Annotated in this window: 13 protein-coding genes and 1 rRNA gene; 3 read left to right on the forward strand and 11 right to left on the reverse strand. The window is 73.6% G+C overall.

Features of this window, described 5'->3' with window-relative positions; translation table 11 throughout:
* The first annotated feature begins 52 nt into the window (after positions 1-52).
* The gene (locus tag ACFCY1_RS35925; protein ID WP_375877273.1) at positions 53-4,765 is read left to right on the forward strand and encodes an ATP-dependent helicase; all 4,713 of its coding nucleotides are present in this window, start codon (positions 53-55) and stop codon (positions 4,763-4,765) included.
* A 69-nt stretch (positions 4,766-4,834) separates the two neighbouring features.
* Here ACFCY1_RS35925 and ACFCY1_RS35930 read toward each other — a convergent pair whose 3' ends face one another.
* From ACFCY1_RS35930 to ACFCY1_RS35970, 9 genes are all read right to left on the reverse strand, one after another.
* Positions 4,835-5,134 carry a hypothetical protein gene (locus ACFCY1_RS35930; protein WP_375877274.1) on the reverse strand — a complete coding sequence of 100 codons (300 nt, stop codon included), beginning with the start codon at positions 5,132-5,134 and terminating at the stop codon, positions 4,835-4,837.
* A 55-nt stretch (positions 5,135-5,189) separates the two neighbouring features.
* Complete coding sequence (locus tag ACFCY1_RS35935) at positions 5,190-5,558, reverse strand: helix-turn-helix domain-containing protein (RefSeq protein ID WP_049660741.1); 369 nt, start codon at positions 5,556-5,558, stop codon at positions 5,190-5,192.
* Positions 5,559-5,907: 349 nt separating this feature from the next.
* Positions 5,908-6,402, reverse strand: a complete 495-nt coding sequence (locus ACFCY1_RS35940) for a CinA family protein (RefSeq protein WP_199823226.1) — start codon at positions 6,400-6,402, stop codon at positions 5,908-5,910.
* 79 nt (positions 6,403-6,481) lie between these two features.
* Positions 6,482-7,120: a CDP-diacylglycerol--glycerol-3-phosphate 3-phosphatidyltransferase gene (gene pgsA / locus ACFCY1_RS35945; RefSeq protein ID WP_049660306.1), complete on the reverse strand. Its 639-nt coding sequence runs from the start codon at positions 7,118-7,120 to the stop codon at positions 6,482-6,484.
* Positions 7,117-8,622 (reverse strand): 30S ribosomal protein S12 methylthiotransferase RimO, encoded by a 1,506-nt coding sequence (gene rimO, locus ACFCY1_RS35950; RefSeq protein WP_049660304.1) that lies wholly within the window; start codon positions 8,620-8,622, stop codon positions 7,117-7,119. Before rimO ends, pgsA begins: the two co-directional genes overlap by 4 nt.
* 96 nt (positions 8,623-8,718) lie before the next feature.
* Complete coding sequence (locus tag ACFCY1_RS35955; RefSeq protein ID WP_375877275.1) at positions 8,719-9,582, reverse strand: helix-turn-helix domain-containing protein; 864 nt, start codon at positions 9,580-9,582, stop codon at positions 8,719-8,721.
* Positions 9,583-9,865: 283 nt separating this feature from the next.
* On the reverse strand, positions 9,866-12,541 hold the full coding sequence (locus tag ACFCY1_RS35960; protein ID WP_117489687.1) for a DNA translocase FtsK: 2,676 nt from the start codon (positions 12,539-12,541) through the stop codon (positions 9,866-9,868).
* Positions 12,542-12,689: 148 nt separating this feature from the next.
* Positions 12,690-13,328, reverse strand: a complete 639-nt coding sequence (locus ACFCY1_RS35965; protein ID WP_049659044.1) for a response regulator — start codon at positions 13,326-13,328, stop codon at positions 12,690-12,692.
* 293 nt (positions 13,329-13,621) lie between these two features.
* Positions 13,622-18,130 carry a hybrid sensor histidine kinase/response regulator gene (locus tag ACFCY1_RS35970; RefSeq protein ID WP_074005718.1) on the reverse strand — a complete coding sequence of 1,503 codons (4,509 nt, stop codon included), beginning with the start codon at positions 18,128-18,130 and terminating at the stop codon, positions 13,622-13,624.
* 573 nt (positions 18,131-18,703) lie between these two features.
* Between ACFCY1_RS35970 and ACFCY1_RS35975 the strand changes: the two genes are divergently transcribed.
* Together ACFCY1_RS35975 and ACFCY1_RS35980 are read left to right on the forward strand one after the other, a co-directional pair.
* Positions 18,704-21,265 carry a SpoIIE family protein phosphatase gene (locus ACFCY1_RS35975; RefSeq protein WP_049658769.1) on the forward strand — a complete coding sequence of 854 codons (2,562 nt, stop codon included), beginning with the start codon at positions 18,704-18,706 and terminating at the stop codon, positions 21,263-21,265.
* Between the two features lie 316 nt (positions 21,266-21,581).
* Positions 21,582-22,145, forward strand: a complete 564-nt coding sequence (locus ACFCY1_RS35980; protein WP_049658771.1) for a GPR1/FUN34/YaaH family transporter — start codon at positions 21,582-21,584, stop codon at positions 22,143-22,145.
* Positions 22,146-22,153: 8 nt separating this feature from the next.
* Here ACFCY1_RS35980 and ACFCY1_RS35985 read toward each other — a convergent pair whose 3' ends face one another.
* Both ACFCY1_RS35985 and rrf read right to left on the reverse strand, forming a co-directional pair.
* On the reverse strand, positions 22,154-22,999 hold the full coding sequence (locus ACFCY1_RS35985; protein ID WP_079272802.1) for a phosphatase PAP2 family protein: 846 nt from the start codon (positions 22,997-22,999) through the stop codon (positions 22,154-22,156).
* 59 nt (positions 23,000-23,058) lie between these two features.
* A 5S ribosomal RNA gene (rrf, locus tag ACFCY1_RS35990) occupies positions 23,059-23,149 on the reverse strand; the annotation flags it as partial.

Here is a 23,149-nt window from a genome sequence, read left to right on the forward strand (position 1 = left end):
CCGAACCTCCCGCCCGCCCCCGCTTGTCGGTCCCACCCGGCACCATGGGGGCATGGCGCCCCAGCACCCGACCCCGCCCGCCGACGACCCCCTGGCCGGCTTCGCCCCGGCCACCCGGGCCTGGTTCACCGGTGCCTTCTCCGCCCCCACCGCCGCGCAGGCCGAGGCCTGGCAGGCCATCCAGCGGGGGACGGACGTCCTGGTGGTCGCCCCCACCGGCTCCGGCAAGACGCTGGCCGCCTTCCTCTCCGCCCTCGACCGGCTCAGCAGCACCCCTCCCCCCGCCGAGCCGAGGCACCGCTGCCGGGTCCTGTACGTCTCACCGCTCAAGGCCCTCGCGGTGGACGTCGAACGGAACCTGCGCGCCCCCCTGGCCGGCCTGCGCCAGGCCGCCGTCCGACTCGGCCTGCCCGAGCCCGAGGTCCAGGTCGCCATCCGCTCCGGCGACACCCCGGCCGCCGACCGCCGCCGCTTCGCGACCCATCCGCCGGACATCCTGATCACCACCCCCGAGTCGCTGTTCCTGCTGCTCACCTCCGCCTCCCGGGAGGCCCTGCGCGGCGTGGACACGGTGATCCTGGACGAGGTGCACGCGGTCGCCGACACCAAGCGCGGCGCGCACCTCGCGCTCAGCCTGGAACGGCTGGACGAACTGCTGGACCGCCCGGCCCGCCGGATCGGCCTGTCCGCGACGGTCCGCCCGGTCGAGGAGGTGGCCCGCTTCCTGAGCCCGCGGCGCGGCGCCGCCGTGGTCCAGCCCGCCACTGCCAAGGAGTTCGACCTCTCGGTGGTCGTCCCCGTCCCCGACCTGGACGACCTGCCCGCCGCCCCGGCCACCGGCGGCGCCGCCGGCACCGACCCGCAGCGGCAGGCCTCGATCTGGCCGCACGTCGAGGAGCGGATCGTCGACCTGGTCGAGGCGCACCGCTCGACCATCGTCTTCGCCAACTCCCGCCGGCTGGCCGAGCGGCTGTGCAACCGGCTGAACGAGATCGCCTACGAGCGCGCCACCGGCGCCGCCGTCCCCGAGGCGCACGCCCCGGCCGAGCTGATGGGCGGATCGGGCGCGGCCAAGGGCGCGCCCCCGGTCATCGCCCGGGCCCACCACGGCTCCGTCTCCAAGGAGCAACGGTCGCTCGTCGAGGAGGAGTTGAAGGCCGGCCGGCTGCCCGCCGTGGTCGCCACCTCCAGCCTGGAGCTGGGCATCGACATGGGCGCCGTCGAACTGGTCGTCCAGGTCGAGTCCCCGCCCTCGGTCGCCTCCGGCCTGCAGCGGGTCGGCCGGGCCGGCCACCAGGTCGGCGCCGTCTCCACCGGCGTCTTCTTCCCCAAGTACCGGGGGGACCTCGTCCAGTCCGCCGTGGTCACCGAGCGGATGCGGGCCGGCCGGATCGAGGCGCTGCGCATTCCGCGCAACCCGCTGGACGTGCTCGCCCAGCAGCTGGTCGCGATGACGGCCCTGGACACCTGGCCGGTGGACGACCTGCTCGCCGTGGTCCGCCGCGCCGCGCCCTTCGCGACCCTCCCGCAGTCCGCCTTCGACGCCGTGCTCGACATGCTGGCCGGCCGCTACCCCTCGGACGCCTTCGCCGAGCTGCGCCCCCGCCTGGTGTGGGACCGGGTGGCCGGCACCGTGACCGGCCGCCCCGGCGCCCAGCGGCTGGCCGTCACCTCCGGCGGCACCATCCCCGACCGCGGCCTGTTCGGCGTCTTCATCGCGGGCTCGGACCCCGAGAAGAAGGGTGGTGGTGGGCGACGGGTGGGCGAGCTCGACGAGGAGATGGTCTACGAGTCCCGCGTCGGCGACGTGTTCACCCTCGGCACCACCTCCTGGCGGATCGAGGAGATCACCCACGACAAGGTGCTGGTCACCCCCGCCCCCGGCGTCCCCGGCCGGCTCCCGTTCTGGAAGGGCGACACGCTCGGCCGCCCGCTCGAACTCGGCCGCGCCCTCGGCGCCTTCACCCGCGAACTGGGCGCCCTGCCACCCGAGGCCGCCACCGAGCGCCTCAAGCGGGCCGGCCTGGACGACTGGGCGGCGGCCAACCTGCTGGACTACCTGGCCGAGCAGCGCGCCGCCTGCGGCCACCTCCCCGACGACCGCACCATCGTGGTCGAACGCTTCCGGGACGAGCTCGGCGACTGGCGGATCGTCGTCCACTCCCCCTTCGGCGCCCAGGTGCACGCCCCCTGGGCGCTCGCCCTCGGCGCCCGCCTGCGCGAGAGGCACGGCCTGGACCCGCAGGTCATGCACGCCGACGACGGCATCGTGCTGCGCCTGCCCGACGCCGACCTGCTGAGCCTCGACTTCGACTTCGGCAGCCCCTCGGCGCAGTCGGACCAGGACGAGGCCCCGGTCGGCGCCGACGCCACCCTGTTCGACCCAAGCGAGATCGAGCAGCTGGTCACCGACCAGGTCGGCGGCTCCGCCCTGTTCGCCTCCCGCTTCCGGGAGTGCGCCGGCCGCGCCCTGCTGCTCCCCCGCCGCAGCCCCGGCCGCCGCACCCCGCTCTGGCAGCAGCGCCAGCGCGCCGCCCAACTGCTCGAAGTCGCCTCCGAGTACGGCTCGTTCCCGATCGTCCTGGAGGCCGTCCGGGAGTGCCTGCAGGACGTCTTCGACGTCCCCGGCCTGGTCGAGCTGATGGGCGATCTGGAGTCCCGCGCCGTCCGCCTGGTCGAGGTCACCACCCCCGAGCCCTCGCCCTTCGCCCGCTCGCTGCTGTTCGGCTACGTCGCCCAGTTCCTCTACGAGGGCGACTCCCCGCTCGCCGAGCGCCGCGCCGCCGCCCTCTCGCTCGACTCCCGGCTGCTGTCCGAACTCCTCGGCCAGGCCGAGCTGAGCGAGCTGCTCGACCCGCGGGTGCTCGCCGAACTGGAGGCCGAGCTCCAACGCCTCACCCCCGAGCGCCGGCTCAGGGACACCGAGGGCGTCGCCGACGCCCTGCGCCTGCTCGGCCCGCTCTCCGAGGCCGAGTTGACCGTCCGCGGCGCCGAGCCGCTCTGGGCCCTGGAGCTGGAGGCCGCCCGCCGGGTGATCCAGGTCCGGATCGCCGGCGAGCGCCGCTGGGCCGCGATCGAGGACGCCGGACGGCTGCGCGACGCACTGGGCACCCCGCTGCCGGTCGGCGTCCCGGAGGCCTTCACCGAGCCGGTCAAGGACCCGCTGGGCGATCTGATCGCCCGCCACGCCCGCACCCACGGCCCGTTCACCGCCGCCGAGGCCGCCGCCCGCTACGGCCTCGGCACCGCCGTGGTCACCGGCACCCTGCACCGCCTGACCGCCGCCGGCCGCCTGGTCCAGGGCCACTTCAGGCCCGCCGGGAGCCAGACCGACCCCGAGTGGCACACCGCCCCCGAGTGGTGCGACGCCGAGGTGCTGCGCCGGCTGCGCCGCCGCTCGCTCGCCGCCCTGCGCCACGAGGTCGAGCCGGTCCCGCCGCGCGCCCTGGCCGCCTTCCTGCCGCAGTGGCAGCACCTGGCCGGCCACCGGCTGCGCGGCCCGGACGGCCTGCTGCGGGTGGTCGAGCAGCTCCAGGGCACCGCCCTGCCCGCCTCCGCGCTGGAGAAGCTGATCCTCCCGGCCCGGCTCACCGACTACTCCCCCGGCCTGCTGGACGAGCTGATGGCGGCCGGCGAGATCGGCTGGTGCGGGGCCGGCGCCCTGCCCGGCAAGGACGGCTGGCTCAGCCTGCACCTCGCCGAGAACGCCCACCTGCTGCGCCCCGAGCCCGTCCCGCCCGCGCTCACCCCGGTGCACAGCGCGCTGCTGTCCGCGCTGGCCGGCGGCTACGGCCTGTTCTTCCGCCAACTCGTCCAGCAGCTCCCGGAGGAGACCGCCGAGCCGGAGGTCGTCGAGGCGCTCTGGGACCTGGTCTGGGCCGGTTTCGTCACCAACGACACCCTCGCCCCGCTGCGCGCCCTGCTCGGCTCCGGCCGGACGGCGGGCGCCACCGCCCACCGCGCGCCCCGGTCCACCCCGCGCGGCCGCTACGGCGGTGCCGGCCGCGCCCTCGGCCGGGTCGGCGGCGCCCTGCGCAGCGGCCCGCCGACGGTGGCCGGCCGCTGGTCGCTGCTGCCCGCCTTCGCCGCCGACCCGACGGTCCGGGCCACCGCCCAGGCACAGAACCTGCTGGACCGCCACGGACTGCTCACCCGGGGCGCGGTGGCGGCCGAACGGGTGCCCGGCGGCTTCGCCGGGGTCTACCGGGTGCTCGCCGCGATGGAGGAGCGCGGCCGGGCCCGCCGGGGCTACTTCGTCGAGGGCCTGGGCGGCGCCCAGTTCGCCATGGAGGGCGCGGCCGACCGGCTGCGCTCGGTGAACGGCCGGTTGGAGCGGGCCCGGGCGGCCGAGTGGCCGGCCGCCCCGGCGGGCGAGCCGCCGCAGACGCTGGTGCTGGCCGCCGCCGATCCGGCCAACGCCTACGGCGCGGCCCTGCCCTGGCCCGACCCGCCGGCGGCCCCCGACGGCAAGGAGCCCACCGCCCACCGCCCGGGCCGCAAGGCGGGCGCCCTGGTGGTCCTGGTGGACGGCGATCCGGCGCTGTACGTCGAGCGAGGCGGCAAGTCCCTGCTGGCCTGGCCGGAGGACGAGGCCACCCGGGCGCTGGCGGCCGGGGCGCTCGCGGCCGCCGTCCGGGAGGGCGCGCTCGGCAGCGTCACGGTCGAACGGGCCAACGGCGAGCCCGCCCTGGGCTCGGCCCTGGGCCGCGCCCTGGAGGAGGCGGGCTTCCACGCCACCCCGCGCGGCCTGCGCCTGCGCCCCTGAACCACGGCGGCACCCGTAGGACGCCGGAGGCCGCGGGGTCGTCGACCCCGCGGCCTCCGGCCACGTCCATCACCCGATCGGCGGTGGCTGTACCTCCACCGGCCCTACCGGCTCCGCACGCGGGCGCCGGGCCGGTCCGGTCGCGTTCCAGTCGGCGTGGACCGGAATGAGACCGAGTCCCCAGCCGCCGGCCACGAGCAGCCCCAGCGCCGCACCGTCGGTCAGCTGTCCCCGGACCACCAGGAGCCACCAGGCGAGCCCGGCCGCCGAGGCCGCCAGCACCCACCGCACCGGACGCCGTACCCGGAGGAACAGCCGCGCCCGGGCCCGTATTCGGGCCATCGGGCGCGTCTGCGCGTCTGTTCGCACGACCGCCCTCCCTTCGCTCGCCCCGGGCAGGGGCGCCCGGGAGTCGAGGCCGGGATCAGGCGGCGACCACGTCCATCGCGGCGGCCTTGGGCGACATGTTCGCCCGGTCGGTGCCGGGGGCGGGCAGCGGAACCGGTTCGAGTACCGGCCTCAGCAGATCACCTTCGGAGAGGGTGGCCATCGCCGCAAGTTCAGCGAGCGACAGTTCGTCGCTGACCTCACGCATGACCTCGGACATCCGGACGTCGAGTGCGTCGCAGATGGCGGAGAGCAGCTCCGAGGAGGCCTCCTTCTGTCCCCGCTCGACCTCGGAGAGGTATCCGAGCGAAACCCTGGCTGCCGCCGACACCTCGCGGAGTGTGCGGCCCTGGCGCTGGCGCTGCCGACGCAGTACATCGCCCAGTAGGCGACGAAGCAGGATCATCGGTGCCTCCCTCCTCGGACTGCGGATCGAGATGTCACGACCCCACCGTACCGCCTTGCCCGCTTCGCGTGCGGGGACCCTGGTCGTGTTCACTCTGGGCTGCAAGGCCGTCCCCCTCCTTGTTCCGGTGTCGCACCCGGGTTCGCGGGCCCCTCGTGGTACCCGTAGCGACCCACCCGGCCACCGTCACGCAACTCGTTCGCCACCTGGTTTCTGCCCAACCAGGGTGTTGGATGTAACACGATCCTCCCGCTGTCCCATACCCGCGCGCCCGCCCGGCGATCCCGGTCGGTGGAGGCCCTCCCCACGGGCCCCGGTCGCGCGAAACCGGCCGGCCGTACGAACCGGCCTACCGCGCGAACCGACCGACCAGCAGCTCCAGCGCGGCGGTCACCGCTTCGTGACGGATTGTGGCACGACCGCCCGACAGCAGGGGAGAACTGACCAGAGTTCCCCCCGGGCCGGCGACGGCCAGGTGTACGGTGCCCACCGGCTGCCCGTCCTGCGGGTCCGGCCCGGCCACCCCGGTCGTCGCGAGCCCGTACGTGGCCCCCAGCAGTGCGCGCACGCCCTCGGCCATCTGTCGGGCCACCACCGGGTGGACCGGCCCGTACACGTCCAGCAGGCCCTCGTCCACCCCGAGCACCGAGGCCTTCAGCTCGGTCGCGTACGCGGTGACCGAGCCCCGGAAGGTCGCGGACGCCCCGGGGACGTCCACCAACGCGGCGGCCAGCAGCCCCCCGGTCAGCGACTCGGCGACGGCGAGCGTGCCGCCCTCGGCCCGCAGCGCGGCGTGCGCCCGCTCGGCCAGTGCGAAGTCCCGCGCCGCCGCGTCCGGCGCCACCGCGTCCCGCACCGGCACGCCCCGCGCCGCCGCGCCGTGCTCCGCCACGTCCCGCTCCGACACCCGGTTCCCCCGTCGCTCAGCGGCCGGCCCGCGCCGCGGTCCGTCCCTCGCGGCGCAGGCGCAGCGCCTGCCCGATGTAGTCCAGCGCGGTGCCGACGGTCAGCAGCACCGCCAGCCCCATCAGCACCGCCCGCCCGGTGGCCAGCCAGCCGGTCAGGTCCAGTACGTACATGCCGACCGCGGTGCCCTGGGTCAGCGTCTTGAGCTTGCCGCCGCGGCTGGCCGGGATGACCCCGTAGCGGATCACCCAGAACCGCATCAGGGTGATGCCGAGCTCGCGGGCCAGGATCACCGCGGTGACCCACCAGGGCAGGTCGCCGAGCAGCGAGAGGCCGATCAGCGCCGAGCCCATGATCGCCTTGTCGGCGATCGGGTCGGCGATCTTCCCGAAGTCGGTGACCAGGCCCTTGCGCCGGGCCAGTTCACCGTCGAACAGGTCGGTGATCATCGCGATCGCGAACGAGGCCCAGGCGACCGAGCGCCACTTGGGGTCGTGCCCGCCGCCGGCGAACAGCAGCGCCACGAAGACCGGCACCAGCAGCACCCGGACCATCGTGAGCACGTTGGCGATGTTCCAGATCCCCGGGGTCGACGGCGCCGCGGCCACCGGTCTGCCCGGGTGGGCCGCGGCCGGGGCGCCGGGCCCCTTGGTCATTCCCCGGCTCCCGAGGCCTCGGCCCCCGACGTCCGGGGCAGTCGCACCTGCTCCAGCGCCTCGGCGATCAGGTCGACGCCCTCGCTGGCGACCACCTTGGCCCGCCAGAACTGGCCGACCGCGGGGGCCTCGACGCCCTCCAGGGTGGTCAGGCCGTCGGTCTCCGGCGCCTGGTGGGCCGAGCGGCCCTCGACCACGCCGTCCTCGATCGACTCGATCAGCACCTCGACCTCGGTGCCGATCCGCTGCTCGGCCCGCTGGGCGGTCATCTCCTCGGCCAGCCGGCTCAGCCGGTCCACCCGGTCGGCGATCACGTCGTCGGCGAGCTTGCCGTCGTAGGTCGCGGCCTCGGTGCCGTCCTCGTCCGAGTAGCCGAAGACGCCGATCGCGTCCAGCCCGGCGTGGGTGACGAAGCGCTCCAGCTCGGCGAAGTCCTCCTCGGTCTCGCCGGGGAAGCCGACGATGAAGTTGGACCGGGCGCCGGCCTGCGGGGCCTTGCCGCGGATGGTGCCCAGCAGCTCCAGGAACTGGTCGGTGGAGCCGAAGCGGCGCATCCGGCGCAGCACGGCGGGCGCCGAGTGCTGGAAGGACAGGTCGAAGTAGGGCACCACGTCGGCGGTGCCGGTCATCGAGTCGACCAGGCCCGGGCGCATCTCGGCCGGCTGGAGGTAGGAGACCCGGACCCGCTCGACGCCCTCGATCGCGGAGATCTCGCCGAGCAGCGTCTCCAGCAGCCGGATGTCGCCGAGGTCCTTGCCGTACGAGGTGTTGTTCTCGCTCACCAGGACGATCTCGCGCACGCCCTGCCCGGCCAGCCACTGGGCCTCGTTGAGCACGTCGGAGGGGCGGCGGGAGATGAAGGAGCCGCGGAAGGCCGGGATGGCGCAGAAGGAGCAGCGCCGGTCGCAGCCGGAGGCGAGCTTGACGGAGGCGACCGGGCTGTCGTCCAGCCGCTTGCGCAGGGTGCGCGGGCCGGAGGCCGGGGCGAGGCCGTCGGGCAGGTCGGCGATGGGCTCGGCGGCGGCCTCGGTGCCGTGGCCGGGCAGGGCGACGGTCTCGGCGGCGCTCTGCCGCTCGGCGGGGCTGATCGGCAGCAGCTTGCGGCGGTCGCGCGGGAGGTGCGGGGCGTGGTGGCCGCCGGAGAGGATGGTCTGGAGGCGGTCGGAGATGTCCGCGTAGTCGTCGAAGCCGAGGACGCCGTCCGCCTCGGGGAGGGCGTCGGCGAGCTCCTTGCCGTACCGCTCGGCCATGCAGCCGACCGCGACGACGGCCTGGGTGCGGCCGTGCCCCTTGAGGTCGTTGGCCTCCAGCAGGGCGTCCACCGAGTCCTTCTTGGCGGCCTCGACGAAGCCGCAGGTGTTGACCACGGCGACATCCGCTTCGGAGGCGTCGTCGACCAGCGACCAGCCGTCGGCCTCCAGTCGCCCGGCGAGTTCCTCGGAGTCCACCTCGTTGCGGGCGCATCCGAGCGTGACAAGGGCGACAGTACGGCGTTCAGGCATAGGCCCAAGATTAACGCGCGGGCTCCGGTGCCGTTCGCCCCGGAGGCCGCGCGCCTCGGATCAGCTGATCATCAGTGGGCCGGACGGCCCCTGTGGTCAGCCCGCCTGCGGGTCTCCGGGGGTGTACGTGACGTGCACCACCTGGCCGTCCTTGCCCAGGAGGCCGAGGTCCTTCCCGTTGACGTACGCGTGCACGGCCCCGCCGTTGCCGAGCACCAGCTTGATCTGCTTGGGGTCGGTGAAGGTCTGGTCCTGGCCGTTGCCGATGTTGTTCTGGAACAGCGACTTGCCGTTGCCGTCCATCGCCGAGACCCAGCTGGTGCCCTCGGCGACCAGCTTCACGGTGACCTTGTCGGCCGGGACGGCGGCGATCGCGGCGGCGCTCGGCACGGGCGCCGGCGGCTGGACGGCGGGCGTGGCGGCGGGGGCCACCGAGCCGGTCCCGGAGCCGCTGGGCAGCGGCGCGCTGGCCGAGCCGGTGGTGCCGTGCCCGCCCTTGCCGCTGACCAGGTTGAAGCCGATCAGCGCGACCACGGCGACGATCGCGGCGACCATGGCGGCCGCCCAGTTCGGCCGGCCGCGCCGGGGCACCTTGATCGGGCCGCTGTCGATCAGCTGGGTCGCCGGGCGCCTGGCGGCGGGCGGGCCGCCGTGCGCGGCGTCGTACCGGGCGACCAGCGCCTCGCCGTCCAGGCCGACCGCGCGGGCGATCAGCCGGATGTTCCCTCGGGCGTAGAAGTCGCCGCCGCAGCGGGCGAAGTCGTCCTCCTCGATGGCATGGACGATCGGCACCCGCACCCGGGTGGCGGTACTCACCTGGTCCACCGTGAGCCCCGCGTCGATCCGGGCGGTGGACAGCACCCGGCCGATGCTCGGGGCATCGGCCGCCTGCACCACGTCGTCGGTCGGCTCGACGGACGGCATGGCGTTCTCGCGGTCGGAGGACTTGCCGATGGTCACGGGGCACGCCTTTCGAGCGGATGGCCACCTGCTGGGGAACAGTCTAGGGGCGCGGGCGGATCGTTTCTCAAGCGGAACGGGCCGAATGCGCGCGCCCGGTCCGACCGGGGTCCGGCACGGCGCTGACGAACCGTCAGCGGAGCCGTGCGGGGGGAGCCCGGCGGTCGCTTTCCGCCGTGTGACGCGGCGTACGGACGTTCGGTTCCCCACACGGCGCCTACCCTCCTCCGAACGAGTGACACCTCGGTCAGGACACGGCGCCGCCGGCCCCAGGGGCCGACCGTCAACCCCGAAGGGTGATCAGCACCCCGTCCAGCTCCTCCGGCTTCACCAGCACGTCGCGGGCCTTGGAGCCCTCGCTCGGGCCGACGATCCCGCGCGACTCCATCAGGTCCATCAGCCGGCCCGCCTTGGCGAAGCCGACCCGGAGCTTGCGCTGGAGCATCGAGGTCGAGCCGAACTGGGTGGAGACCACCAGCTCGGCCGCCTGGACCAGCAGATCCAGGTCGTCGCCGATCTCCTCGTCGATCTCCTTCTTCGGCCCGGCCCCGACCATCACGTCGTCCCGGTAGACGGCGCTCAGCTGGTCCTTGCAGTGCTCCACCACCCTGGCGATCTCCGCCTCGGTGACGAACGCGCCCTGCATCCGGATCGGCTTGCTCGCGCCCATCGGCAGGAAGAGCGCGTCGCCCTTGCCGATCAGCTTCTCCGCGCCGGGCTGGTCCAGGATGACCCGGGAGTCGGCCATCGCGGAGGTCGCGAAGGCCAGCCGGGACGGCACGTTGGCCTTGATCAGGCCGGTGACCACGTCCACCGAGGGCCGCTGGGTGGCGAGCACCAGGTGGATGCCGGCCGCGCGGGCCAGCTGGGTGATCCGGACCACCGAGTCCTCGACGTCGCGCGGGGCGACCATCATCAGGTCGGCCAGCTCGTCGACGATCACCAGCAGGTACGGGTACGGCCTCAGCTCGCGCTCGCTGCCCAGCGGCGGGGTGACCTTGCCGGCCTTCACGGCGGCGTTGAAGTCGTCCACGTGCCGGAAGCCGAACGCCGCGAGGTCGTCGTAGCGCATGTCCATCTCGCGCACCACCCACTGGAGGGCCTCGGCGGCCTTCTTGGGGTTGGTGATGATCGGCGTGATCAGGTGCGGGATGCCCTCGTACGCGGTCAGCTCGACCCGCTTGGGGTCGACCAGCACCATCCGCACCTCGTCGGGCGTGGCCCGGGCGAGGATCGAGGTGATCAGGCAGTTGATGCAGGAGGACTTTCCGGCGCCGGTCGCGCCGGCCACCAGGATGTGCGGCATCTTGGCGAGGTTGGCCATCACGGTGTGGCCCTCGACGTCCTTGCCCATGCCGACGACCATCGGGTGCGTGTCCTCGGCGGCCGTGCGCGAGCGCAGCAGGTCGCCGAGGTTGACCATCTCGCGGTCCCGGTTGGGGATCTCGATGCCGACCGCGGACTTGCCCGGGATCGGGCTGATGATCCGCACGTCCGGGCTGGCCACCGCGTACGCGATGTTCTTGGCGAGCGCGGTGATCCGCTCCACCTTGACGGCCGGGCCGAGCTCGACCTCGTAGCGGGTGACCGTCGGGCCCCGGGTGAAGCCGGTGACCTTGGCGTCCACCTTGAACTCGGCGAAGGTGCCGGTGAGCTGGGCGACCACCTCGTCGTTGAGGGCGCTGCGGGCCTTGGCCGGGCCGCCGCGCTCCAGCAGGTCGAGCGAGGGCAGCGCGTAGGTGACGCCCTCGCCGAGCTGGAGCTGCTCCATCCGCACCGGCGCCGCGCCGTGCTCCTCGGGCGCGCCCGGCCCGCCGCTGCGGGCGGCCGGGACGGCGGCCTCCTCCGGCGGGGCGGTGCGGTCCTGCACCTGGTGCATCATGTCCGCCACCGCGGAGGAGGCGGGCACGCCGTAGACCAGCGCGCCGTCCAGGTCGGCGGCCGCGCCGGCGGCGAGGTCGCGGGTGGCGTACGGGTCCAGCGGCTCCTTGTCGAGGGAGATCCGCTCGGCGTCCTCCGGCTCGTCGGTCTGCTTGCGCCGGCGGCGGCGCCGGCGGGCGGCCACCTCGTCCGAGGGGTCGTCACTGCCGGTGTCCACGGTGAACGGCAGCGCGTCGGGGTCGGCGTCCTCCGGCGGGTCGGTGGACAGCTCGCGCTCCGGCGTGCGCCCCCAGAGCTGCTCGTCCTCGGGCCCGGGCTCGACCACGCCGAGCCGTATGCCGACCCCGCGCACCCGGTCGCCGATCCGGTTGATCGGGGTGGCGGTGACCACCAGCAGGCCGAAGAAGGCCAGCAGCAGGAGCAGCGGCACGGCGAGCGCCGGTCCGGCGGCGGCCATCATCGGGGTGGAGACGGCCCAGCCGATGATCCCGCCGGCCGCCCGTATCCGGGAGGCGCCGCTGCCCATCATGGGCGCGCCGCAGCCGATGTGGACCAGGCCGAGGACGCCGACCAGCAGCGCGCTCAGCCCGATCATGATCCGGCCGTTGGCCTCCGGCAGCTCCGGGTGGCGCCAGAGCCGGATCGCCATCGCGGCCAGCAGGAACGGCACCAGCACGTCGAGCCGGCCGAACAGCCCGGACACCACGGCGGTGGCGCCCTCGCCCAGCCAGCCCTGCGGGCTGAACCAGGTGCCGGCCGCGGTCACCAGCGCGAGCCCGAACAGCAGCAGGCCCACGCCGTCCTTGCGGTGGGCCGGATGCAGGTTCTTGGCCCCGTCGCCGAAGCCCCGGAAGATCGCGCCGATCGGGCTGCCCAGGGCGTTGAGCGTGCCCATCAGCACCGACCTGGACGGCTTCGGCGGGGGCGGGGCCTGCTTGGCCGCGGCCTTCTTCGCGGGGGCCGCCTTCTTCGCCGCCGCCTTCTTCGCGGGCGGCTTGCCCGGGGCCTTCGCCGCGGCCTTCCTGGACGCTCCCGGACTCGTCTTACGTGCTGCGTTCCCGGGCGTGCGAGTGGCCATGGGTCAGCAGCCTACCGGGGCGGGCGACCAGTGCACATGTGCCCGAGCCCGGGCGCCCGGACGTGTCGCAGACACACCGTCACCCTGACCGGGATTCACCCGGTCGCAGCACACCGGACCACCCGGACGGGTGAACGCCGGCCGCGGGTCAGGAACTGCCCGGACGCATCGCGTCCAGGGCCCGGCGCAGCCCCGCGAGCTTGCGCTCCAGGTGCGCGGCGGTGGCGGCCACCCCGGCGTCCTCGCCCCCGTCCAGCTGCTTGCCGAGCGCCTCCGCCTGCTCCTCGACCGCCGCCAGCCGCGCGGACAGCTCGCCCAGCAGCGCCCCGCCGAGGGCCTGCTCGCCGCCGCCCTCCTCCAGTTGCAGGCGCAGCAGCGCCGCCTGCTCCTTCAGCTGGCAGTTCTTCGCGTACAGGTCGACGAAGACGGAGACCTTGGCGCGCAGCACCCACGGGTCGAAGGGCTTGGAGATGTAGTCCACCGCGCCGGCCGCGTAGCCGCGGAAGGTGTGGTGCGGACCGTGGTTGATCGCGGTCAGGAAGATGATCGGGATGTCCCGGGTGCGCTCCCGGCGCTTGATGTGGGCGGCCGTCTCGAAGCCGTCCATCCCCGGCATCTGCACGTCCAGCAGGATCACCGCGAAGTCGTCGGTGAGCAGCGCCTTGAGCGCCTCCTCACCGGAGGCCGCGCGCACCAGCGTCTGGTCCAGCGCCGAGAGGATCGCCTCCAGCGCCAGCAGGTTCTCCGGTCGGTCGTCGACCAGGAGGATCTTGGCCTTCTGCATCAGGGCTCGCCCTCCTGTCGCCTGCCTGCCGCCCGGTGCAGGCACCCGCGTACTGCCCACCGCTACCCCGGTCATGCTAGCCGCACCCCCTCGCCCGGCACATCGCCCCGTCGTGACCCGATCCGGGGCGGCGCGCAGTCAGTGCTCCGGCGCACGCTCACCAGCGTGTTGCCGTCCGGTCACTGTTCGCAACGATCGGTGACCCTACCGGGTTCCCGGGCCCGACCGCCAGCAAACCGGCCGACCGACCGGAGTGAACCCCGGGGCCCGGGCCGGGGTTCACGCCTCCCCCCGGGTCACGCCCGGTCGCCGCTCAACCACTCGTGCATGACCGACAGCAGGTGGTCGGTCTCCACCGGCTTGGTGATGTGGTCGGTGGCGCCCGCCTGCAGCGACTTCTCCCGGTCGCCCTTCATCGCCTTGGCGGTCAGCGCGATGATCGGCAGGCCGGCGAACTGGGGCATCCGGCGGATCGCCTCGGTGGTCGCGTAGCCGTCCATCTCCGGCATCATGATGTCCATCAGGACCAGCGCCACGCTCTCGTGCTGCTCCAGCATCTCGATGCCCTCGCGGCCGTTCTCCGCGTACAGGACGGTCAGGCCGTGCTGCTCCAGCACGCTGGTGAGGGCGAACACGTTGCGGACGTCGTCGTCCACGATCAGCACCTGCTGGCCGTCGAAGCGGCGGCCGCCGCCGGCCGGGCGGGGCGGTACGGGCTCCACCGTCCGCGGGCCGGCGGCGCTCTCCAGGGCGGCGCTGCGCCGGCGCTCCACCGCGCCGCGGCGGCGCTCCTCGGCCAGCTCGCGGACCTCCTGGGCCCAGTGGTCGGCCGGGTTCTCGCCGACCGGCACCGGAAGGCCCACCGGGGTCACCCCGACCGAGGCCCGCGGCGCCAGGCTGCCCGGAGCGCCCTGGCGCGGGTCGCCGACGGGCTCCGGGGCCTCGGTGCGCAGCGGCAGGTAGAGCGTGAAGGTCGAGCCCTTGCCCAGCTCGCTCTCGGCGTGGATCTCGCCGCCGAGCAGCCTGGCGATCTCCCGGCTGATGGACAGGCCGAGGCCGGTTCCGCCGTACTTGCGGCTGGTGGTGCCGTCGGCCTGCTTGAACGCCTCGAAGATCTCCCGCAGCTTGTTGTCGGGGATGCCGATGCCGGTGTCGGAGACCGAGAAGGCGATCAGCTCGTCGTCCGGGCCCTGGATCGAGCCGGACTCCAGCAGCCGCTCGCGCACGTGCTGCGGGACCTCCCGGCCGGCCTGGCGGATCGAGAAGTCGACGGCTCCGGCGTCGGTGAACTTCACCGCGTTGGAGATCAGGTTGCGCAGCACCTGCTGGAGCCGCTGCTCGTCGGTGTGCAGGGTGACCGGCAGGGCGGGCGAGACCCGGACGGCGAAGTCCAGGTTCTTGTCCAGCGCGACCGGCTGGAAGGTGGCCTCGACGTAGTCGACCAGCTGGACCAGGGCGATCCGGGCCGGGCGGACGTCCATCTTCCCGGCCTCGACCTTGGACAGGTCGAGGATGTCGTTGATCAGCTGGAGCAGGTCGGAGCCCGCGCCGTGGATGGTGTCGGCGAACTCGACCTGCTTGGGCGAGAGGTTGCCCTCGTTGTTGTCGGAGAGCAGCTTGGCCAGGATCAGCAGCGAGTTGAGCGGGGTGCGCAGCTCGTGCGACATGTTGGCGAGGAACTCGCTCTTGTACCGGGAGGCCAGGGCGAGCTGCTCGGCGCGCTCCTCCAGGACCTGCCGGGCCTCCTCGATCTCGCCGTTCTTGATCTCGATGTCGCGGTTCTGCTGGGCGAGTTGCTCGGCCTTCTCCTGCAACTCCTCGTTGGTGCGCTCCAGTTCCTCCTGGCGGGCCTCCAACTCGGCGGACCGCATCGAGAGTTCGGCGGTCAGCCGCTGGGACTCCAGCAGCAGGCCCTCGGTCTTGGTGTTGACGCTGATGGTGTTGACGGTGACGCCGATCAGGTCGGCGATCTGGTTCAGGAAGTCCAGCGCGACGGTGGTGAAGGAGCTGAAGGTGGCCAGCTCGATCACGCCCAGCAGCCGGCCCTCGAACAGCACCGGCAGCACCACGATGTGGGCCGGGGAGGCCTCGCCGAGGCCGGAGGCGATCTTCAGGTACCCGGGCGGCGCCTCCTTGAGGATGATCGCCCGCTTCTCCACCGCGGCCTGGCCGATCAGCGACTCGCCGGGCCGGAAGGTGGTCGGCATCGCCCGCCGCTGGTAGCCGTAGCTGCCGATCAGGCGCAGCACGGTGTCGTTCTCGTCGTCGTCCTCGGTGATCAGCTCAGCGGTGCGGCCGGCCGGCTGGGCGAGGAAGAAGGCGCCGTGCTGGGCCGAGACCACCGGGGTCAGCTCGGTCATGATCAGCGAGGCGACGGCCTCCAGGTCCCGGCGGCCCTGGAGCAGGCCGGAGATCCGGGCCAGGTTGGTCTTGAGCCAGTCCTGCTCCTGGTTGGTGCGGGTGGTCTCGCGCAGGTTGGCGATCATCTGGTTGATGTTGTCCTTGAGCTCGTCGAGCTCGCCCGCGGCGTCCACGTCGATCCGCAGGCTCAGGTCGCCCCTGGTGACCGCGGTGGCGACCTGGGCGATCGCGCGCACCTGCCGGGTCAGGTTGTTGGCCAGTTCGTTCACCGACTCGGTGAGGTCCTGCCAGGTGCCGTCCACGCCGGGTACCCGGGCCTGGCCGCCGAGCCGTCCGTCGGTGCCCACCTCGCGGGCGACCCGGGTGACCTCGTCGGCGAACGCGGAGAGCTGGTCGACCATGGTGTTGATGCTGGTCTTGAGCTGGAGGATCTCGCCGCGCGCGTCGACGTCGATCTTCTGCGAGAGGTCGCCGCGGGCCACCGCGGTGATCACCAGCGCGATGTTCCGCACCTGGCCGGTGAGGTTGTTGGCCATCAGGTTGACGTTGTCGGTCAGGTCCTTCCAGATGCCGGCCACGCCCGGCACGCTCGCCTGGCCGCCCAGGGTGCCGTCGGTGCCGACCTCGCGGGCCACCCGGGTGACCTCCACCGCGAAGGAGGACAGCTGGTCGACCATGGTGTTGAGGGTCGCGGCGAGCGCCGCCACCTCGCCCTGCGCGTCGATCGCGATCTTCTTGGAGAGGTCGCCGCGGGCCACCGCACCGGCGACCTCGGCGATGTTGCGCACCTGTCCGGTCAGGTTCGACGCCATGAAGTTGACGTTGTCGGTCAGGTCCTTCCAGATGCCCGACACCCCGCGCACCCGGGCCTGGCCGCCCAGGATGCCCTCGGTGCCCACCTCGCGGGCCACCCGGGTCACCTCGTCGGCGAACGCCGACAGCTGGTCGACCATGGTGTTGACGGTCGTCACCAGCTCCAGGATCTCGCCCCGGGCGTCGACGGTGATCTTCTTGGAGACGTCGCCGCGCGCCACCGCCGTGGTCACCTCGGCGATGTTCCGGACCTGGCTGGTCAGGTTGTTGGCCATCAGGTTGACGGAGTTGGTCAGGTCCTTCCAGATGCCGGCCACGCCGGGCACGCTGGCCTGGCCGCCGAGGATGCCCTCGGTGCCGACGTCCCGGGCGACCCGGGTGACCTCGTCCGCGAAGGCGCCCAGCTGGTCCACCATCGTGTTGATGGTGTTCTTCAGCTCCAGGATCTCCCCGCGCGCGTCCACCTGGATCTTCTGCGACAGGTCGCCCTTGGCGACCGCGGTCGTCACCTGGGCGATGTTGCGCACCTGATCGGTGAGGTTGTTCGCCATGAAGTTGACGTTGTCGGTCAGGTCCCGCCAGACCCCGGCCGCCCCGGGCACCTGGGCCTGCCCGCCGAGCCGCCCCTCGGTGCCCACCTGGCGGGCCACCCTGGTCACCTGCTCGGCGAAGCCGGAGAGCTGGTCGACCATCGTGTTGATGGTGTTCTTCAGCTCCAGCATCTCGCCGCGCGCGTCCACCTCGATCTTCTGCGAGAGGTCCCCGCGCGCCACCGCCGTGGTCACCTGGGCGATGTTGCGGACCTGGCCGGTCAGGTTGTCGGCCATGAAGTTCACCGAGTCGGTCAGGTCCCGCCAGACCCCGGCCACGCCCGGCACCTGGGCCTGACCGCCGAGCCGACCCTCCGTCCCCACGTCCCTGGCCACCCCGGTGACCTGCGCGGCGAACCCGTTCAGCTGGTCCACCATCGTGTTGACGGTGTTCTTCAGCTCCAGCATCTCGCCGGCCACCTCGACGGTGACCTTGCGGGACAGGTCGCCCTTGGCGACCGCCGTGGTCACCTGGGCGATGTTGCGGACCTGGGCGGTCAGCCGGCCCGCCATGGTGTTGACCGAGTCCGCCAGGTCCTTCCAGCTCCCGGACACGCTGCGGACCTTGGCCTGGCCGCCGAGCTTGCCCTCGGTGCCGACCTCGCGGGCCACCCGGGTCACCTCGTCGGTGAACTCGGAGAGCTGGTCCACCAGCCCGTTGACGGTCCGCCCGATCTTCAGGTACTCGCCGCGCAGCGGGTGGCTCACCCCGTTGCTGTGCAGCGAGCGCAGCTCCATCTTCTGGTCCAGGTCGCCCTCGGCGATCGAGGTGAGCACCCGGCCCACGTCGGCCATCGGGCGGGCCAGGTCGTCGATCAGCGCGTTGCAGTTGTCGACCGCCGCCATCCAGGCGCCCTCGCCCGCGCCGGTCTCCAGCCGCTCGTTCAGCCGGCCCTCGCGGCCCACCGCCCGGCGGACCCGCGCCAGCTCACCGGTCAGGTGCTGGTTGCGTTCGGCGACCTCGTTGAAGACCGCGGCGATCTCGGCCAACGGCCCGTCCCCGGGGACGGTCAGCCGGCGGCGGAAGTTTCCGTCCCGCATCGCGGTCAGCGCCGACAGCAGCTTGCGCAGCTCGGCGGGCTCCGCGCCACGGTTGTGACTCACCCGCCGACCGGCCGCGTTCCGCGGCGCGGCCCCGGGGCGCCCACCGCGCGGGGCGGGCGGCGTCGTTCCGGTTGCGTCCTTGGTGGCCGAACTCAACGGGCCCCTCCCACATCGTGAACTGTCCGGTGACCGACCCGTGCCGGTGCGGCACGCACCCGGGCACCGGCCCGGTCGGGCTGCGTACCGGCGGCCCGCGGCGCGCCGGCACCCCGACGACCGTACTGCTCCCACCGGCCGTCGCGGACCCCCCAGTCTGGCAGCACCGGCACCGGGTGAAGGGCCGGTTGCGCTCGGTTCGTACCGCACCGTCCGAAACAGGTGGGCAGAATCACCCTCTGGTGCCAGTTTCGACTCCCCGCCCCCACGGGGAACCAAGCGGAAAGTAGGGTGGAGCGCTGCACCGGGCCACGGCCCGACCCAGCGCCGCCGCTCACCCCGACGGCGCGCACGGGGAGTCGGCGCCGCGCCCCCGGACAGCCAGGGCAAGAGCAGCAGAGGAGAAGTGGCAACGTGGTCACCGCGCGCGCAGCCGCCACCTTCGACCCCGACGGCCGGTCCGCGGCCGCCGCACGGGGCTTCGTCCGGGACGCGCTGCTCGGCTGGGGGCTGCCCGAGGTCGTCGACGACGCGGTCGTGCTGGTCAGCGAGCTCGTCACCAACGCCGTCGTGCACGCCGGCACCGCCGCCGAGGTCTGCTGCCTGCGCGAGGAGGAGAGCGTCCGGATCGAGGTCACCGACCACCATCCCGAGCGCGGCCTGCCCTCGCTCGGCGACGGTCCGGTCGTCGACTCCGACCGCTACGCCGACCCGGACGGCGAGGGCGGCCGCGGCCTGCTGATGTGCTCCGCCCTCGCCGAACGGTGGGGCGTCGAGTACGCGGCTGGCCGCAAGACCGTCTGGTTCCGCCTCGCCCTGCCCGTACACGTGTCCGGCACCCGCTACGCCGTTCCCGCGACCCCCGGCAGCGACCTGCCCAGCGGTCCGGGCCCGGTGCACGTCGCCGTCGTCCAGCTCGACGAGGACGGCCGGGTGCTGGCCTGGAACCCGGACGCCGAGGCGCTCTTCCAGCACCCCGCCGCCGCCGTCCTCGGCCGTCCCTGGGCCGACCTCGCGGTCTGGCCGCAGGCCCCCGCCCGCGGCCTCGGCCTGACCGACACCCTGCGGATGGCCCGCTGGGAGGGCGGCTACGGCGTCCGCCGCCAGGACGGCCGCGAGGTCGAGGTGTACGGCGTCCAGGTCCGGCTGCGGGACACCGAGGGCGTCCCCTCCACCCTCTGCCTGCTCGTCCTCGAACCCGACCGCGCGGTGCTGCGCTCCCCCGCCCGCGCCCTGCCCGGCGAGCGCCCCGACCCGGCCGGCCCCCGGCTCGACCTGCTGGCCGGCCCGGTCGCCACCGACGACCTCGACACCCTGTTGCAGCGCACCGTCGAACGCGCCCGCGACCTGCTCGACGGCGACGCCGCGTACCTGCTGCTCACCACCGACGACGAGGCCGAGTTCGAGGTCCGCGCCGCCACCGGCCTCACCTCCGGGCACCGCCGGCACGCCCGCTTCCCGGTCGGCACCGGCAACCGCTACGACTCCGCCCGGCTGCCCTCCGTCCACGAGGACCTCGCCACCCGGCCCACCGGCCTGCCGTTGCTCTCCGACAGCGGCATGCGCTCCCTGATCACCGTCCCGCTCAAGGTCGAGGGCCGGCTGATCGGCTCGCTCGGCATCGCCGCCGCCGTGCCCGGCCGCTACGACAACGAGGACGCGCTGCGCCTCCAGTTCGCCGCCGACCGGGTCGCCCTCGCCGTCGAGAGCACCCGGCTGACCGAGCTCGAACAGCTGCGCCGCGGCTCGCTCTCCTTCCTGGTCGAGGCCTCCGACCTGCTGGCCGGCACCCTCGAACACGAGCAGACCCTCGCGCTGATGGCCCAGATGGCCGTCCCCACCCTCGCCTCCTGGTGCGCCGTCTACACCACCGCCGACCACTCCTCCCCGGCCCGGCTCGCCTTCGTCCTGCACGAGGACGAGGACCGCATCGACCCGCTGCGCGCCCTGCTCGACAAGACCCCCGTCCCGGAGGCCGGCCCCTCGCACGGCGTCCGGTTCTGGACGGCCCCCGCCGAGACCGCCGAGGCCGGCGGCCTCACCGACGGCCCGGACCTGGCCGGCCTGCTCGGCGAGACCGTCGTCCTCGCGCTGACCGCCCGCAACCGCGTCATCGGCCTGCTGGTGCTCGGCGTCCCGGCCGGCGTCCGGTTCCGCCAGGAGATCCTCGAACTCGCCGAGGACCTCTCCCGCCGGGCCGCCCTCGCCCTGGACAACTCCCGCCTCTACTCCGAGCGCACCGCCACCAGCCAGGCCCTCCAGCGAAGCCTGCTCCCTCCGGACCTGCCGGAGATCCCCGGCGTCGAGGTGGACGTCTACTACCAGGCGGCCGGCGAGGGCAACGAGGTCGGCGGCGACTTCTACGACCTGTTCACCATCCGCGAGGGCACCTACGGCTTCGCCATCGGCGACGTCTGCGGCACCGGCCCCGAGGCCGCCTCGGTCACCGGCCTGGCCCGGCACTCACTGCGGCTGCTCGCCCGCGAGGGCCTGGACGCCCCACAGGTGCTGCGCCGGCTCAACGCGGCCATCCTGGACGAGGGTTCGCGCAGCCGCTTCCTCACCCTGCTCTACGGCGAGCTGACGCCCCTTCCGGACGGCAGCACCGAGCTCTCCCTGGTCTGCGCCGGCCATCCGCTGCCGCTGCGACTGCGCACCGACGGCCAGGTCGACCGCGCCGCCACCCCGCAGCCGCTGCTCGGCGTCATGGACGACCTCGACCTCACCGCCGAGCGCCTGGTGCTCGCGCCCGGCGAGGTCCTGCTCTGCGTCACCGACGGGGTCACCGAACGCCGCGAGGGCCGGCGGATGCTGGGCGACGACGGCCTCGCCGAGGTGCTCACCGGCTGTACCGGGCTGACGGCCGGAGCGGTCGCGGCTCGGGTGCAGCGCGCGGTCGAGCGCTTCGCCCCGGAGCCGCCGTCCGACGACATGGCGATCCTGACCCTGCGGGTGCCCACCCGGCGTCAGGTGTGAGCGGTCATCCGCTGACGCAGTCACAAATTGTTATATTCACAATGGTACAAGCGCCTTCGGCCGGGTAGACCGATCCCACCGGGGAATCCCCCGGCCGGGACGTGACCGGCGGCTCTCCGCCGGCCCACCACGTCCGCCGGCCCATCACCTTCGACCGCAGCCGCGCACGCTCACAGCCGTGCGCCCTCGGCGCGGTCGCGCGCGGCCCTCATCCCCACTCCTTCTCTCCACCTCTCTGCACTCCTCTCCGCACTCATCCGGACGACACCACAGCGTCACTGCGCCCTGCGCGCGCCCAGAGTGAAAGGAGCCTCCGGTGAGCAACGAAGCTACCGGGGCAACGAACGCCCGCTCCACCGGAGCCGACGCGGGTAACCTCGGCTACCTCGCGCTCGGTCTCACACTGCTCGCCTACGGCCTGCTCTCCACCGGCGTCCTGCACGGCGCCGGAGTCGGGAACGCGGCCGACCTCGCCCTCCTCCTCGGCGGCGTCACCCTCTTCATCGCGGGCCTCTGGCAGCTCCGCGGCGGCGAGGGCTTCACCGGAACCGCCTTCACCAGCCTCGGCGCCTTCTGGGCGGCCTGGTCCGCGGCCGGCGGAGCCGGAAAGAACGCCGCCGGCCTCTTCCTGCTGCTGTGGGCCCTGCTCGGCCTCACCCTGACCGCCGCGAGCTGGGGCGCCGGCCTGCTCGGCCGCGCCGTCTACGGCCTGCTGACGGTCTCCCTGGTGCTCTCCGCCGTCGCCAGCTTCGGCGGCTACGGCGGCCTGGCCAAGACCGGCGGCTGGATCGCGGCCGCCTCCGGGCTCGCCGCCTGGTACCGGGCCACCTCCGCACTGAGCAACGGCTCCTGGGGAAAGCTCGCCCTGCCGGTCAAGTGACCGTCGGTTCAGCCCACCTGCTCCAGCCGCTCCTCGGCGGCGCTGAGGGGCCGGACCTCCGTCCCGGCGGAGGCCCGGCCCCGGCGCCGTGCCGCCACCGCCAGCACGGCGTAGGCCAGAAGCAGGATCGCCACCGCCACGATGCCGTCCAGCCAGAAGTGGTTGGCCGTCACCACGACCACGGCCACCGTCAGCACCGGGTGCAGCACCATCACCCATCGCAGCGAACTGCGCGACACCCGGATCACCGCGACCGCCGCCAGCACGCACCAGGCGACGTGCACCGAGGGCATCGCCGACAGCTGGTCGGCCACCAGCACACCGCCGACCGCTCCGCCGTACACCGACTGCCCGTACTGGGCGGCCACGTCGACGAAGCCGCTCTCCGGGAGCATCCGCGGCGGCGCCACCGGGATGAACTGCACCAGCAGACAGACCGCGGTCGTGATCACCACCGTGTTGCGCACCCACGCGTAGCGCTCGCGGTGCCGCACGAACACCCAGAGCAGGACGCCGAGCATCACGGCGAAGTGCATGGCCGCGTAGTAGTAGTTCGCCAGCCTCACCAGCACCGGGTACGGCGTGACCGCCTTCTGCCAGGAGGCCTCGTCCGGCAGTCCGATCACCTGCTCGGTGTGGTGGATCCAGCTCGCGCGGTCCAGCGCGTGGTCCGTACTCATCACCGAGAGGTGCCCGACCAACTGCCAGAGGGCGAACAGCGCCAGCAGCGTGCCGGCCTCCCGCAACAACGCGGACAGCGCCGGCTTCCGGCCCTTCGCCGCGGCGTACGCGCCCGCGTAGAGGCCGACGGAGACGGCCCCGGCGGACTGCCAGGTCAGGGTCAGGTTCTGCATTGGCAGAGGGTAACGCAAAAAGCCCCTTCCCGGATGGGAAGGGGCTTTTCGGAATAATTGTTCGGCGGCGTCCTACTCTCCCACAGGGTCCCCCCTGCAGTACCATCGGCGCTGTAAGGCTTAGCTTCCGGGTTCGGAATGTAACCGGGC

Source organism: Kitasatospora sp. NPDC056273, assembly GCF_042268845.1.
In the GTDB taxonomy this organism is placed as follows: Bacteria; Actinomycetota; Actinomycetes; order Streptomycetales; family Streptomycetaceae; genus Kitasatospora.

Coding starts and splice junctions, on each gene's coding strand:
- ACFCY1_RS35925 (WP_375877273.1), top strand. CDS start 53: ATGGCGCCCCAGCACCCGACCCCGCCCGCCGACGACCCCCTGGCCGGC.
- ACFCY1_RS35935 (WP_049660741.1), bottom strand. CDS start 5,558: ATGATCCTGCTTCGTCGCCTACTGGGCGATGTACTGCGTCGGCAGCGC.
- pgsA (WP_049660306.1), bottom strand. CDS start 7,120: ATGACCAAGGGGCCCGGCGCCCCGGCCGCGGCCCACCCGGGCAGACCG.
- rimO (WP_049660304.1), bottom strand. CDS start 8,622: ATGCCTGAACGCCGTACTGTCGCCCTTGTCACGCTCGGATGCGCCCGC.
- ACFCY1_RS35960 (WP_117489687.1), bottom strand. CDS start 12,541: ATGGCCACTCGCACGCCCGGGAACGCAGCACGTAAGACGAGTCCGGGA.
- ACFCY1_RS35970 (WP_074005718.1), bottom strand. CDS start 18,130: ATGCGGGACGGAAACTTCCGCCGCCGGCTGACCGTCCCCGGGGACGGG.
- ACFCY1_RS35985 (WP_079272802.1), bottom strand. CDS start 22,999: ATGCAGAACCTGACCCTGACCTGGCAGTCCGCCGGGGCCGTCTCCGTC.